General features: G+C 62.1%; 12 protein-coding genes, 1 tRNA gene and 1 other RNA gene. 3 read left to right on the top strand and 11 right to left on the bottom strand.

The genetic code is table 11. The features are described 5' to 3' along the window. Positions 1 to 3 precede the first annotated feature (3 nt). Together R2E40_RS13030 and R2E40_RS13025 are read left to right on the top strand one after the other, a co-directional pair. Positions 4 to 91 (top strand) — tRNA-Ser (locus R2E40_RS13030). A gap of 55 nt (positions 92 to 146) precedes the next feature. Beyond that, positions 147 to 275, top strand: a non-coding RNA gene (locus tag R2E40_RS13025) — RtT sRNA. Between the two features lie 331 nt (positions 276 to 606). Here the strand turns inward: R2E40_RS13025 and R2E40_RS13020 are convergent. After that, positions 607 to 1,209, bottom strand: a complete 603-nt coding sequence (locus tag R2E40_RS13020) for a helix-turn-helix domain-containing protein (RefSeq protein WP_168755722.1) — start codon at positions 1,207 to 1,209, stop codon at positions 607 to 609. Positions 1,210 to 1,252: 43 nt separating this feature from the next. On the opposite strand from R2E40_RS13020, the gene R2E40_RS13015 reads away from it, so the two are divergent. Then, positions 1,253 to 1,948: a B3/4 domain-containing protein gene (locus tag R2E40_RS13015; protein WP_318163557.1), complete on the top strand. Its 696-nt coding sequence runs from the start codon at positions 1,253 to 1,255 to the stop codon at positions 1,946 to 1,948. Between the two features lie 146 nt (positions 1,949 to 2,094). Here R2E40_RS13015 and alr read toward each other — a convergent pair whose 3' ends face one another. The 10 genes from alr to R2E40_RS12965 form a co-directional block, all read right to left on the bottom strand. Continuing rightward, positions 2,095 to 3,207 carry an alanine racemase gene (alr, locus tag R2E40_RS13010; RefSeq protein WP_318163556.1) on the bottom strand — a complete coding sequence of 371 codons (1,113 nt, stop codon included), beginning with the start codon at positions 3,205 to 3,207 and terminating at the stop codon, positions 2,095 to 2,097. Positions 3,208 to 3,692: 485 nt separating this feature from the next. Then, positions 3,693 to 5,324 carry a methyl-accepting chemotaxis protein gene (locus tag R2E40_RS13005; protein ID WP_318163555.1) on the bottom strand — a complete coding sequence of 544 codons (1,632 nt, stop codon included), beginning with the start codon at positions 5,322 to 5,324 and terminating at the stop codon, positions 3,693 to 3,695. 111 nt (positions 5,325 to 5,435) lie between these two features. Further along, on the bottom strand, positions 5,436 to 6,644 hold the full coding sequence (locus R2E40_RS13000) for an EAL domain-containing response regulator (RefSeq protein WP_318163554.1): 1,209 nt from the start codon (positions 6,642 to 6,644) through the stop codon (positions 5,436 to 5,438). A gap of 2 nt (positions 6,645 to 6,646) precedes the next feature. Further along, positions 6,647 to 7,723 (bottom strand): protein-glutamate methylesterase/protein-glutamine glutaminase, encoded by a 1,077-nt coding sequence (locus R2E40_RS12995; RefSeq protein ID WP_017408151.1) that lies wholly within the window; start codon positions 7,721 to 7,723, stop codon positions 6,647 to 6,649. Beyond that, positions 7,720 to 8,583 carry a protein-glutamate O-methyltransferase CheR gene (locus tag R2E40_RS12990; protein WP_318163553.1) on the bottom strand — a complete coding sequence of 288 codons (864 nt, stop codon included), beginning with the start codon at positions 8,581 to 8,583 and terminating at the stop codon, positions 7,720 to 7,722. The genes R2E40_RS12995 and R2E40_RS12990 overlap by 4 nt, the downstream gene beginning before the upstream one ends. 2 nt (positions 8,584 to 8,585) lie before the next feature. Next, entirely contained in the window at positions 8,586 to 9,113 is a 528-nt protein-coding gene (locus R2E40_RS12985; RefSeq protein WP_318163552.1) for a chemotaxis protein CheW, read from the bottom strand. Between the two features lie 9 nt (positions 9,114 to 9,122). Next, positions 9,123 to 10,799: a methyl-accepting chemotaxis protein gene (locus tag R2E40_RS12980; RefSeq protein WP_412055125.1), complete on the bottom strand. Its 1,677-nt coding sequence runs from the start codon at positions 10,797 to 10,799 to the stop codon at positions 9,123 to 9,125. Positions 10,800 to 10,842: 43 nt separating this feature from the next. Then, positions 10,843 to 12,999: a chemotaxis protein CheA gene (locus R2E40_RS12975; RefSeq protein ID WP_318163550.1), complete on the bottom strand. Its 2,157-nt coding sequence runs from the start codon at positions 12,997 to 12,999 to the stop codon at positions 10,843 to 10,845. Beyond that, complete coding sequence (locus R2E40_RS12970; protein WP_318163549.1) at positions 12,986 to 13,306, bottom strand: STAS domain-containing protein; 321 nt, start codon at positions 13,304 to 13,306, stop codon at positions 12,986 to 12,988. Before R2E40_RS12970 ends, R2E40_RS12975 begins: the two co-directional genes overlap by 14 nt. Then, complete coding sequence (locus R2E40_RS12965) at positions 13,303 to 13,671, bottom strand: response regulator (RefSeq protein WP_318163548.1); 369 nt, start codon at positions 13,669 to 13,671, stop codon at positions 13,303 to 13,305. The genes R2E40_RS12970 and R2E40_RS12965 overlap by 4 nt, the downstream gene beginning before the upstream one ends. Positions 13,672 to 14,211 lie beyond the last annotated feature (540 nt).

The raw sequence follows: 14,211 nt of genomic DNA, 5'->3' as shown, positions 1-14,211 counted from the left end.
TTTGGTGAGGTGTCCGAGTGGCTGAAGGAGCACGCCTGGAAAGTGTGTATACGGCAACGTATCGAGGGTTCGAATCCCTCCCTCACCGCCAAATTACAAAAAACCGACCTGATGGTCGGTTTTTTGCTTTGGGGGAAGAATTATCAGCTCATGTCGAAGAGGGAGGGTAAGAACCCTCGCCGGGTTCGAGCAGAGCAGCTTGCTGCGATGAACGGCCGCAGGCCGCCCCGAAGGGGTGAGCCACGCAGTGGCGAATCATCCCTCCCTCACCGCCAAATAAAGTAAAAGGGCCTGTCGCAAGACAGGCCCTTTTACTTTATCCGGTGACGGGCGGCTTGGTTCGAGCCCTGGTTCGACAGGTGGGCAGGATAGCCCATCTGGACGGCCAGAGGCCGCCCGCAGGGCGAGCGTCAGGGATGGCGCGAGTCAATCCCGGCCCATCGCCCATATTGAAGAACCGACCTGATGGTCGGTTTTTTGCTTTGGGCGTAGGAATATCCGTGCTCGCCACTAATTGGCAAAGGCCCCGTCGCAAGACGGGGCCTTTTTGTTTATCAGGAGGCGTTGTTTATCAGGACACGGTTTGTCACCTCGTAGCGGTCAGCTTCAGCCGTGCGGTTCCACCACCGTCATGGTAAAGCGCAGCACGCTGTCACCTGCGTTGCGATAGGCATGGGGCAGGTCGGTGCGGGCCACGGCCGAACAACCCTGAGTGACGGCAAGCTCGCTCGCTCCCAACTGCAGTTGCAGGGTGCCCTGCTCGACGTGAAACAGCTCCACCGTGCCGGGTGGGTGGCCGTCAGAGTCAAACTGCTCGCCGGGGTGCAGTTGCCAATGCCACAGCTCTATCATGTCCGGTCCCCGGGTGCCGGCCAGCAGGCGGGCCGAGCCGCCGAGCGGGCCCTGCCACAGGGTCGGGATGGCTTGCGGCTCGATCAGGTGCACCGTCGGGGTGCTGGCCACGTCGACGATATCGGCAACCGATACCCCGAGCGCAGCGGCCAGCTTGCACAGGATGGCGATGCTGGGGTTGGCCGCTCCCTTTTCGATTTCGACCAGCATCCCCTTGCTCACACCAGCCCGGCGCGACAGCTCATCGAGCGACAGTCGGCCCTGTTGTCTGTACTCCTTGAGCCGGCGGGAGACGGCGGCAGTGACATGCCCCACATCGGCGCCGGCATCGGTCGTTATATTGACTCTCTTGGTCATCGGTCATTATCATGAAATAAAATAGTCGATATAAGGATATTCCATGAGATCGGTACAACCGTCAATCGATCCCGCGCTGGCGACGCTGGCCCCGGGCTTTCGGGCTATCAGCATTACCCTGCAGACCGACGAGATCGTCAATCCGGCCATCGCTACGGAGGCGCTGGCGCAGGCCTGCCAGCGGGTTCTGCACGACCCCGCGCCCTGGACCGAAGCGCATCTGGCCGCCTGGGGCGCGGTATTCAAGGGGTTTGGCGCCAAGCCCCAGCGTACTCCCTGTTCGGCGGATGCCCTGCGCAAGCGGGTGCTGCGTGATGGCGCTCTGCCGAGCATCGATCCCGTGGTGGATCTCTACAATGCCATCAGCCTCGCCTACGCCCTCCCGGTCGGCGGGGAAAACCTGGCCGCCTATGTCGGGACGCCCCGGCTGGTCATTGCCGATGGCAGCGAAGCCTTTGACACCATGAAAGAGGGGGCGCCGGCGCAGGAGTGCCCGGAGGCGGGCGAGGTGATCTGGCGCGACGATCTGGGCGTTACCTGCCGGCGCTGGAACTGGCGTCAGGGGGTGAGAACGCGCCTGGATTGCGATGCCAGACAGATGTGGTTCATTCTGGAGAGCCTGCCCGAGATGCCGCTGGCGGCGTTGCAGGAGGCCGCTGCCAGGCTGGTGGACGGGCTGCGGCGCATGATGCCTGACGCCCGCATCGAGCAGAGCCTGGTTGGCTTCGATCTTCCTTGAACCGGGCAACAGGGGCGCCCTTCATCCCAACGCTGAGAGGAAGGGTGCCCCTGCCGTGGTATTGCTGCTCCCGCCATGAGGAGCGGCCCACTTATTGCCTGATGACGGCATAACAGGGCCCACATTGCAGGCCCGTACCCGCTTGCTCAGGCCAGCTTTAACATCGGCATCTGGTCGCGCTTGTCGCAGTGCGTGAGATGGACCCGGCTGGTCAGGCGGGTCAGCAGCTCGTAGGGGATGGTGCCTATCTTTTCGGCCACCTGTTCCACCGGCAGCCCTTCCCCCCACAGCGTCACCTCGTCTCCTACCTTGTCGCGGGCCGCCGGCCCCAGATCGACGGTGATCATGTCCATGGAAACCCGACCCACGATGGGTACCCGGCGGCCATTGATCAGCATGGGGGTCCCTTCGGGCGCCATGCGGGGGTAGCCATCCCCGTAGCCCGCCGCCACCACGCCGAGGGTGGTATTTCGATCCGCGACCCAGTGTCCCCCATAGCCGACCGCCTCGCCCTGCGCGCAGGCGCGGGTGGCGATGAGCTGGCTCTTGAGGGTCATGACCGGGCGCAGGTCATGGTCGGCGGCGAGCTGACCGGCAAACGGGGAGGCGCCGTAGAGCATGAGGCCAGGCCGGATCCAGTCGCTGCGCGATGCCGGCCAGGCGAGGATGCCGGCGGAGTTGGCCATGGCCCGCTCGCCCGGCAGATGAGCAGAGAGGCGGTTGAACTCCTCGATCTGCAACTGAGTGGCCTGGGTATCCTGCTCATCGGACTGGCTGAAGTGCGTCATCAGATGGAACGGCTGCACCACGTTGCGACAATGGCTCAGCCGCTCGATGAAGGCGGGCAACTCCTCGGCGCGCAGCCCGAGCCGGTTCATCCCGGTATCGAGCTTGAGCCACACCTTGATGGGGGCGGGCAGACTGGCCTGCTCGAGCAGTGCCAGCTGCTCCCAGGTATGCAAGGTGGTTTGCAGTTCGTGTTTCACCAGCAGCGGCAGCGCTTCGGCACTGAAGAAGCCTCCCAGCACCAGAATGGGCTTGGTGATGGCGTTGGAGCGCAGCACCAGTGCCTCCTCGACCCTGGCCACTGCATAGGCATCGGCCTGGGCGAGTGCATGGGCCACCGGCAGCAGCCCGTGGCCATAGGCATTGGCCTTGAGTACCGCGATGATCTTGCTGTGGGGGGCATGGCGGCGCACCACGGCGAAATTGTGCTGGAGTGCATCGATATCGATGCTGGCCGTAACTGTGTTCATCATGGGGTCGGGTGTCTGCTCGATGAGAAGTTGGCTGCTGGTTTCAATCCTGATCCGGTGATCCTGGCTGCCGCGACGGGCAAACGGGGGGGCACTGAATCATGTTGTTTTATATGCTTTAAAATGTAAAAAGATGTTATCAGTTGTTTTTTGGTTGGTAAATTATGTGGCGAATGGGAATATGAAAATGCGCAAAATACGGGATATTCCTCTGTATAAATTTGCCTGCCAACGCTTTCTCTGGCTCCCTATGACCCAGTATTTATCACTGGTTTTGCCCCTCCAAACGAGAGGGGAATGAGGCAGTTTTGGGCTGTGTTTGATGGATGTTTGAGTGAACGCTGTTCTGATGTCGGCATTCCAGCGCCGGCCGTCGTGAGCCCGTGGCAAACCCGTGGCAAAGAGGCGGGGTAAAGATGGGATCTTGATGGCAGAGTGAGGGGGAGAGACCCGCCCGACCCATGGCCGGGCAGGTCTCGGCGTTTATATTAGACCTTGAAGAACCCGATGCCCTGATTGAGCTGCTGGATGATGGTGGTCAGCTGGGAGGCGTCATGATTGACGCTTTCGGCGGCGGAGACGTTCTCCAGCGACATCTGGGTGATCTCTTCCACCGACTGGGCGATGAGCTGGCTGGCGGCGGCCTGCTCGTGGAGCATGGAGCTTATCTCCTGGATCAGCTCCACCACCTTGCGGGAGCTCTGATCCACCTGGGCCATGGTTTCGCTGGACCCCTCGGTGGTCTCCCGCACCGTGCTCATGCTGTCGGAGCAGGCGTTCATCCCCTTGACCGCGCTGGTGGCCCCTTGCTGGATGGAGGTGAGCATCTCGTTGATCTCCTGGGTGGCCTGGGTGGTGCGCGCCGCCAGGGTCCGTACCTCGTCGGCTACCACGGCGAAGCCGCGGCCCATGTCGCCGGCCCGGGCCGCTTCGATGGCGGCGTTGAGCGCCAGCAGGTTGGTCTGATCCGCGACCCCCTGGATCATCACCGAGATCTGGCTGATGCGGGTGATGTCGTCAAACAGTCCCTGCACCTGCTTGGCGGAGTCGTTGACCGCCGTGGTGACCCTGAGCACCTCCTGGGAGGCGTGCTTGACCTGCTTCTCGCCGGCTTGGGCTATCTCCCCGGATTGCATCACCACGCTGTTGGCCTGATTGGCGAACGAGGAGAGCTGGGAGACGGAGGTGGTGAGCTGTTCGACCGAGGCGGCGGTGTTGGCGGTGGCGAGGGACTGCTGCTGGGAGCTGGTATTGACCTGCTCGGCCGCCGCTCCCAACTGGGAGGCGCTGGCGGTGAGGCTCTCGGCGGCATGTTGCATGGTCGAGACGATGTCGCGCAGGCTGCGGCGGGTGCTGATCATCGCCTGCTGCATGCGGGTCAGTTCGTCGTTGCCCTCGGCCTGATCCGGGGCGGTGAGCCTGCCCTGCGCCAGTTGTTGCAGATCCTGCATGATGGCGAGCAGCGGCTGGTTGATGCTGCTGCTGAGCAACCAGCCCAGCAGCAAGGAGAGCAGCACCGAGATGGCGAGTATGGTGTAGGTGGCGGTGGTGATGTCGCTGGCAATCACGTCGCTCTCATCAAAGGCCTGTTTGCCCAGCCCCTGGTTGATGTCGACCAGCTTGCTGAGCAGATCGTCCACCACCTGAAACGTGGTGGCGGCCTCGCCCTTCATCAGCTTGATGGCGCTGTCGTTGTCGTTGGCTGCACTTGCCGCCATCGCCTTGTGCGCCGCTTCCTTGTAAAGCGGCCAGGCGCGGTCAAAGTCCGCCAGAGCCAGTTTCTCCGGTTCGCTCAGCTGGGTTGCCCGGTACTTGTCCAGCAGGGCGGCCATCTTCTGCTCGTGCAGATCCATATCCCTGGCAATCTGGTCCATGCCGCTTTTGCTCGGCTCGATGACATAATCGAACAGCGAGCGGTTGTGATAGATGGCCTGCATGTTGGCGTTGGCGACATCCGTGATGGGGGTCAGGATGTTGAGGTACATGTCGTTGAGCATGTCATTGATGGTGTTGGTGTTCTGCTTGCCGTAGAGGCCGACCCCGATCAGGATGAGATTCAGCAACAGGAAGGAGACGATAAGCCGCGTCTTGATGGAGAGCTGGCGAAGTAGGTTGTTCATGGTAGCCTCATGCTTGTTTCAAGCGTCCATGCAGCGATGTCGATACTGCCGGTGTTGTTGTTATCCCGCCCTCTCAGAGCGGGGTTCCTCAATAGCGCAAAGGGACACGATTCAGGTCGCCCTGGCCTGCCATTCGGCAAACCATTTTTCAATCTGATCGACCGGCAGCGGTCGGCTGATGTAATAGCCTTGCGCCAGCTCGCAGCCGAGCATTGCCAGCTGCTTCCAGTCCTCTTCGGTCTCCACTCCCTCGGCGACCGTCTTGAGGTTGAGCTTCTGGCTCATGACGATGGCTGAGGTCAATATAGCCAGCTTCTTGGGGCTGCTATGGGCGTCGTGCACGAATTCCTTGTCAATCTTGATCTCGGTGAAAGGACAGCGAGATAGCTGCTTCATGGAGGAGTAGCCGGTGCCATAATCATCCATTGCGATGCCGAATCCCCGCAGTCTCAATCGTGCCAGGGTGCCCAGCGACATGGCGAGGTTGGACATGAAGGTGGTCTCGGTGACTTCGATGATGATGGCGCTGCAGAGCAGTTGATGGGCCTGCACGATGGCAATCATGTTCTCGACCAGCTTGTCCGTCAGCAGCAGGCTGACCGGCATGTTGATGGAGCAGGTGGGATGCTCGGACAGTGCGCCCAGGGTGGTGATCGCCTCGCAGGTGGCATGCAGAAACTGGTAGAAGAAATCGAGCGCCAGCTGCCCCTCTTCGAGGTGGTGAACGAAGCAGATGGGGGGAATGACCCCGTGCTCTGGATGGATCCAGCGCACCAGCGCCTCGAAGCCATAGAGACTGGCGTCCGCCATCAGCACCTTGGGCTGCAGAAAGGGGATCAGCTGGCGGTTGTCCAGCGCCTGCTGCACATCCTCGGCGGTGAAGGTGAGCTGCATCCACTTCTTGTTTTCCCGGTGTGCCAGCGGATCGCAATGCTGCAGCATGTTGCGCAGATCGCTTTGTCGCAGCGGTTTTGACAGCACGCCGATCACCTCCAGGGTGCTGGCATCGGCGATGGCGTGGATCACGTCCAGCACGTCCCGCTCCACCCCGCTCATCACGGCCACGAACATCCGGTAGTGGGTATTCTTCTCCAGGTTGCTGATGAGCTCGACTCCGTCCATGCCGGGCATGTTGAGGTCGGTCAGCAGCAGATCGATGCGCTCGAGCTGCTGCAGTTTGTCCAGGGCATCCTGGCCATCATGGGCAACGTGGATCTGGCCGAACCCCAGCTCCTGCAGCAGGCAGGTCACTTCGTACTGCTGGGTGCGGGAGTCATCCACCACCATGGCACTGCGGCCTTGCCATTTTTCCAATGACATAATTACACGCCTCGTAGATCCGGACGGCTGAGCGTCTGGGTAATGTGGGTGAGGGACATGACTTCATCCACTCCGCCGTGGGCTATGGCCTCTTTGGGCATGCCGAATACCACGCAACTGGCTTCATCCTGGGCGATGGTGCGAGCGCCCGTGTCGTGCAGCTCCCGCATGCCGCGGGCGCCGTCATCCCCCATGCCGGTCATGATGACGCCGAGGGCGTTGCGCCCCGCACTCACCGCCACCGAGCGAAACAGCACGTCCACCGAGGGGCAGTGACGGGAGACCGGCGGCCCCTCTTTGACTTCTGCCAGATACTGGGTGCCGCTGCGCTGGATCAGCAGGTGCTTGCCCCCCGGGGCTATGATAGCGACCCCGGGCAGCAGGCGATCGCCGGTCTCGGCCTCTTTCACCTCCAGCTGGGAGAGGCCGTTGAGCCGCTCGGCAAAGGAGGCGGTGAAGCGGGCCGGCATGTGCTGAACGATGGCGATCCCCGGGCAGCTTGCGGGCAGGCGGGAGAGCAGGTACTCCAGCGCCTGGGTGCCACCGGTGGAGGTGCCGAGTGCAACGATCTTTTCGGTGGTGCGAAAGGAGATCCGCTCCGCCGGCGGGGAGAGCACCTCGTCGGCATTGCGCCTCGGGGTGACCGGCAGCGGGGCGGCACCGGGCAGCAGATTGCGCAGCTTGGCGCCGACGGCGCCCCGGATCTCCTGGATGAAGTCGTTGGCGGACTGCTGCAGGAAGCTCTTGATGCCGACGCTGGGCTTGGTGACGATGGAGATGGCCCCCGCCGACATCGCTTCCAGGGTGATCATGGCTCCCTCTTCGGTGAGGGAGGAGCAGATGATGACCGGGGTGGGGTGCTCGGCCATGATCTTCTTGAGGAAGGTGAGGCCGTCCATGCGTGGCATCTCGATGTCGAGAATGATGACGTCGGGCCAGCACTTCTTCATCTGCTGCATGGCGAAGATGGGGTCGAAGGCGGCGCCGATCACCTCGATGTCCTCCGCCTTGCTCAGCATCTGGGTCAGAACCTCTCGAACCAGGGCCGAGTCGTCGACGATAAGCACCCGTATGGTCATGGCAGCTCCTTGGGCTGAAGGGGCAGGCAGCGGTAGCGGGAGGGGGCCTCCTGCACCAGCGGCAGATCCTGCTGGCGGATGATCTCGGAGTGGCCGACCAGCAGGTAGCCGTCCGGGCGCAACAGGTTGCAAAGCTGCGACAGCACCCGGGCCTTGGTCTCGTCATTGAAGTAGATGAGCACATTGCGCAGGAAGATGACGTCGAAGTTGCGTTCCGGATAGTCGCCGCATGTCAGCAGGTTGAGATTGGCAAAGGTGACCTTGCCGGCCAGCTCCGGCTTGACCCGGATCTTGCCGGCGAACTCGTCATGGCCGCGCTGAAAATAGCGTAGCCACAAATGGGGCGGCACGTGCTGGGCCCGCTCGACCGAGTAGACGGCGCGGCGGGCAAAAGGGATGACCCGGGTGTTGATGTCGGTGCCGTGGATGCTCCAGCGATCGTTGATGCCGAGCTGTTCGGCCAGCACCATGGCGGCGGAGTAGGCCTCTTCCCCGGTGGAGCAGGCGGCGGACCAGACTCGCAGCGGCTGGCGGCGAGTGGCAAGCAGCTGTTCGGCATGGTGCTTGAGCCAGCTGAAGTGCTGGGATTCACGAAAGAAATAGGTCTCGTTGGTGGAGAGCAGGTTGATGGCGACTTGCCGCTCGTGGGGATCGATGGACTGATTGATCCGCTCCCAGTAGGAGTGATAGCTGGTAAGGTGCAGCGCCCGCAGCCGTTTGGCGAGTCGGGATTGCACCAGCGCCCGCTTGCAGGGGGCAAGATCGATGCCGGCCGAATTCAGGATGAAGCGGCGAAACAGATCGAACTCGCCCTGGCTGAGAGTCGGGGTGAGTTCGGCCGTGAAGGGGGGCGCCACCATGGTCAGCCGCCCTGTTCCGGGGAGAACTGCTGCTCGGTGGCCGCCTCGGCCATGGCGCTCAGCTCGGCGATGGAGAGGGCCTTGTGCATGTCGAGCAGGATGGCGAACTGCTGATCGATGGTGACCACCCCCTGAATGAAGTCGCCGCGGATGTGGGTGCCGAAGGTGGGAGCCGGTTCGATGGCGTCGCTGCGGATCTCCAGCACCTCGCAGACCGCATCCAACAGCATGCCGATCTCCTGCTCCTCGCCGGTGCTGTTGGGCAGGGAGAGGATGGCGACGCAGGTGGTGGGTTGCAGCAGGGTCTGGCCCCGGCCGAAACGGATTGAGAGGTCGATCACCGGCACCACGGCGCCGCGCAGGTTGATGATGCCCCGCACGAAGCGCGGCATCATGGGCACCGGGGTCATCCCCTCGAACTCGATGATCTCGCGAATGCAGCCGATGTCGATGCCGTACAGTTCACCGCCCAGCATGAAGGTGACGCAGTGAAAGTGGGCGCTGGTATCAGGGGCAAGCTTGTCTCTCATCGCCGGCTCCTAGTAGTTGGTGAACTTGCCATCGTCTATCTCTCGCTCCAGATCCTCTTCATGAAAAGGGTAGGGGCGGGAGAATGCAGACTTCGGTTTGCTGCGCCGGACAACATGGGCGCCGCCGTGCGGGGTATAGGGCTGGCGGGTGTTGCCGCCGCGCAGGGTGAACTGCTGCATCAGCTCCTGCAACTGCAGGGCGGTGGAGCTCAGCTCTTCCGAGGTGGAGCTGAGCTCTTCCGCCGAGGCGGCCGAGGCCTGCATGCCGTCGCTTATCTGGGTCACGGCGATGTTGATCTGGGAGACGCTGGCCCGCTGCTCGCGGGAGGCGGAGGCGATCTCCTGCACCAGGGTGGCGGTCTGATCGATGCCGGGCAGCATTTCACGCAGCAAGGATCCCGCCTGCTCGGCGACGCTGACCGAGCGCCCGGCCAGCTCGCCAATCTCCTTGGCGGCGGTCTGGGAGCGTTCGGCCAGTTTGCGCACCTCGGCGGCGACGGTGGCAAAGCCCTTGCCGTGCTCGCCGGCGCGGGCCGCTTCGATGGCGGCGTTGATGGCCAGCAAGTCGGTCTTGTTGGCGATGTCGTTGATGACGGTGATGCGCGACGCTATCTCCTTCATGGCGTGCACCATCTCGCCGACCGCCTTGCCGCTGTCGGTGGCGCTGCTGGCCGCCCGGGTGGAGATGTTTTCGGTCACCTTGGCATTGTCGGCATTCTGGCTGACGGTGGCGGTCATCTCCTCGACCGAGGCACTGGTCTGCTCGACGCTGGAGGCAAGCTCGGAAGAGGTCTGGGAGAGGGCATTGGCGGTGGCGGCCACCTGCTCGGAGGCGGAACCGATGGCTTCCGACATGGCGCCCACCTCGTTGAGGGTGTCGGAGAGGCGGTGGGCCATGCTCTTGATTGCATAGAGCAGGCTCGAAGTGTCGTCGGCCTTGAGCTGCACCGGGGTGGAGAGATCCCCCTCGGCGACCCGGGCTACCACCTGCACCGTGTAGGAAGGGTCGCCCCCCAGCTGGCGCAATATGCTGCGGGTCACCAGCAGGGCCAGGATGAGGCAGATGAGAAAGGCGGCGCTGGCGATGGCGATGAGGATCTGCAGGTTGTCCTGATAGATGGCCTGGCTCTCATCCATGGACTGGGATGCCAGTTCGGCATTCACCTTGACCAGATCACTCAGCAGTCCATCGGCGATGTCGAAGGCGGGGCGTCCCTTGTCACCCATCAGCCGAAAGGCGTTGCGCTCGGGCTCCCCATCCTGGCCCGGTGTCTGAGCCTGCTTCAGGATCTCGCTGGCGTACTGCTTGTAAGTGGCCCAGGCCTGATCGAAGCGGGTCAGCAGGTCCACCTCCCGCTGGGTGAGATAGGTCTTGCGGTAGCTGGCCAGAAAATCCCACATCCCCTTCTCGAACTTGTCGACATTGACCAACGCCTGGGCCTTGAGATCCGGGTCGACCTCGCCGATGTAGCGATAGAGGGCCCGGTTCTGGTAGACCGCATAGATGTTGGCGTTGGCGATGTCCTTGATCGGCAACAGCTGGTTGGCGTGCATGTTGCTGACCAGTTGCACCATGGTCCTGGTGGAGTAGTAGCTGGTGAGCGACAGCACCACCAGCAGCACCATGAGGATGGAGAACGAGAACACCAGCTTTGTTCTGACTTGCAAGTTGTGAAACCAGTCCATGGTCTGACTCCGTCAATTCCGTTGATGTGCTTAAGGTGTGTGGTCAATCTCTGAGGCTGTAAAGGGCATCGGCCTGTTGCCGGAGCGCATGTTGTTCCCGCCGCCAGGCCAGCTGGATGAGCTGGGGGACGTCGAGGATGAGCGCCGGCTGACCGTTGCCAAGAATGGTGGATCCGCTCACGTAGCGCAGGGACTTGAACAGCTCGCCGAGCGGCTTGATGACCGCCTGCACCTCGCCAATCAGGCGATCCACCACGATGCCGGCACGATGGTCGGCATAGTCCACCATCACCACGAATTCGGGTTCGTCGGCAGGGGGCAGGGCAAACAGCTCGCGCAGGACGATGAAGGGCACCCACTCGCCGCGCACGTTGATCTGGCGGGCTGGGGTACGCAGGGCATCCGGCGGCAGATCGATGCACTCGACCATCATGTCGAGGGGGATCACCAGGGAGGCGTGATCCACCTCGATGCGAAAACCGTCGATGATGGCCAGGGTGAGCGGCAGTCTCAGCCTGAAGGTGGTGCCCAGCCCCAGCCGGCTGTCGATGGTGGTTTCGCCGCGCAGAAACTCCAGATTGCGCTTGACCACGTCGAGCCCGACTCCCCGCCCGGAGAGATCGCTGACATCGCTGGCCGTCGAGAAGCCGGGCAGAAACAGCAGTTGAAAGATCTCCTGTTCACTCAATACCTTGCCTTCCGGCAGCAGCCCCTGGCCATGGGCCTTGGCGAGGATCTTGTCGCGGTCGATGCCGCGGCCGTCATCGCTGACCTCCACCACCACGGCACCGGCGTCGTGATAGGCGTTGAGGGTGATGGTTCCCTGCGCCGGCTTGCCGGCGGCGAGCCGAGCCTGTTGCTCCTCAAGGCCATGATCGGCGGCGTTGCGCACCAGGTGCATCAGGGGGTCGGTCAGCTTCTCGACCATCGACTTGTCGATGTCGGTATCGGCGTTGCGGATCTGCAGCTGGATCTCCTTGCCGGTCTGCTGGGACAGTTCGTGCACCAGTCGCGGGAAGCGGTTGAAGATCTCGTTGATGGGTACCATGCGCAGGGTGAGCGCGTCGTCGCGGATCCCTTCCACCAGGGTGTTGACGATGGCCACTGATTCGATGAGCTCCGCATCGCCCCTCATCCTCGCCTGCAGAGTGGTGGCCGAGGTGGCGATCACCAGCTCGCCGACCCGATTGATCAGCCGATCGAGCTTGGCCGCCTCGATGCGGATGTAGTGTCCCTCCGCCCGCAGCGGTGCGGGTCTGGCCTGCTGTGGGGGGGCCTCCTGCGGCGGGGGGGCTGACTGGATGGGCGGCGCCAGGGCCGGTTCTGCGCTTGCCGCGCCGGGCGTCAGTTCGCCCCGCGCGATGCAGGCCGCTTCCTCTTCGCTCAGGGCGCCGGCCTGCACCCAGCGCTGCAGCTGGGCCGCGAGCGGCTCATTGCACCAGGCCGCCAGCTTTTGCCCCTGTTCTGAAAACTGCGCCAGATCCTGATGGGGGCTGAGCAGGCAGATGAGACTGGCGTGGGCAACGAAATCAAAAGTGCTCCGGATCCGCTCGGCCGGCTCGGCGCTGAGCAGGCCAATCTCGTAGCCGAGAAAACACTCGGTGGCATCGAGCAGTTGCAGCGGGGGCCACTCCTGCCAGACCGGCTCGATGACGCGGATCTCCCCCAGGTTGCCGAGGTAGCGAATGAAGGCCAGCAGATCGAAGCCGTCCTGATAGAGAGCGGGATAAAAGCGCAGGGAGAGATGCCAGACGCGCCGATCCGCCTGATTGACCGGTGCGGGAGCCGGCATGATCAGCGGCTGGCTGGGCAGGGTCTGGTGCCCTTGCAGCTGGGAGAGCAGGGCCAGGATCTGTTGGGTCTCGGTCTGCTGCAGCTCGGGGTTGTGTTCGGCTCCTTGCAGCAGGTCGCGCAGTTGATCGTTGCAGGCCAGCAGCAGGTTGATGAGGTGTTCGTCCAGCGCGATCTCGCCGCTGCGCAGCCGCTCCAGCATGTTCTCCATGGCGTGGGCGAAGCGCACCAGCATGGCCAGCCCCAGCATGCCGGCCGAGCCCTTGATGGTATGGGCGGTGCGAAACATCAGGTTGTAGGTGTCGGGGTTGGCCGGATAGGTGTCGCGATCCAGCAGAGCGTGTTCCAGATTGTCGCACTGCTCGTAGGCCTCCTCAAAGAAGAGGGCGCGGGCCTTATTGATGTCCATCCACGCGGCCCTCCCCATGGTCGGCTGACCACAATCCCATCAGGCTCAAGACATGGCGGGCCTGGCTCCCTTCAGCGGCCTCGAGTCGCAGCTGCTTGCCCTGCTGGCCAGCCTCCTGCCGCAGGATGGCGATGAGCTGGGCACCGCAGCCATCGAGCATCTCCAGCGGGGTGAGATCCAGCGTCAATACCGAGAAATTGAGCAGACCGAACAGTTCATCCTGCAGATCCCCCAGCGTGATGACGCTGAGTTCGCCGCTCAGGGTGGCGGTCACCGGCGTCTGCCGGGTGTCGATCGTCAGGCTCATGGCTGCACCACCTTGCAGACATCGTCCAGCAGCTTGAGCGGTTCGAACGGCTTGGTGAGCCAGACTCGGGCGCCGGCCTCGAATCCTTCCCGCTTGATCTGCTCAGAGTCTTCGGTGGTCAGCATGATGAAGGGGAGGTAGCGGGTAGTCTGCTGGGCCTTGACCCGTCTTAGCAGGGTCATGCCATCCATGCCGGGCATGTTGAGATCGGAGATGATGAGGTGTACCCGCCGCTGATCCAGTTCGATGAGGGCGGCTGCGCCGTCGCCGGCCTCAATCACCTCAAAACCGGCGCTGCTGAGCGTCATGGTGATGGCAGCCCTGATCCCCACGGAATCATCCACCACCAGTATGGTTTTGCTCATCGGTCATCCTCATCGACTTCATGGGTTCCTTGCCCTTAGCGCCAAGGGCAGAGCCCACTCAGGGCTCAGTGATAATTGTTGTTCAACAGCTTGATGTTGGAGAGATTTTTATGTCATCACTGACTAATAGAGGCAAATGGAACCAGTTGTATGGGCCAGGTGGCGCAGCCGGGCCGGGAAGGAGGGGGTGGGCCACATGTTGCAAGAGGGGAAATAGGGGGGAAATGCAGATACCCTGTTGATGACAGTTAATTAATCAAGCAAGGGGGATATTTCTTGAAATAGGCAGGTAAGCTTATTTTTGAAGCTGATAATAAATATCGTTTGCGCGTCCATTCCACTTGTTTACATATAATTATACAAATATAAAGGTATATATTATCAGCCACTTTTGACGAGGTGAAATAGCCTATGGCTGGTAACATAAAGACCGGGTAAAATAGTGTGACAACGCTTTCATTCTGATTATTTAACATCACGAATTAACGGGTAATTTAAATGAATTAAATTCATTAACACACAAAAATACCCCCTAGTGGG

The sequence above is a fragment of the Aeromonas sp. CD genome (assembly GCF_033349375.1).
Taxonomy (GTDB): Bacteria; Pseudomonadota; Gammaproteobacteria; order Enterobacterales; family Aeromonadaceae; genus Aeromonas; species Aeromonas hydrophila.
The sequence above is the reverse complement of the archived record's forward strand: the minus strand, read 5'-3'. Positions and strand labels throughout refer to the sequence as shown.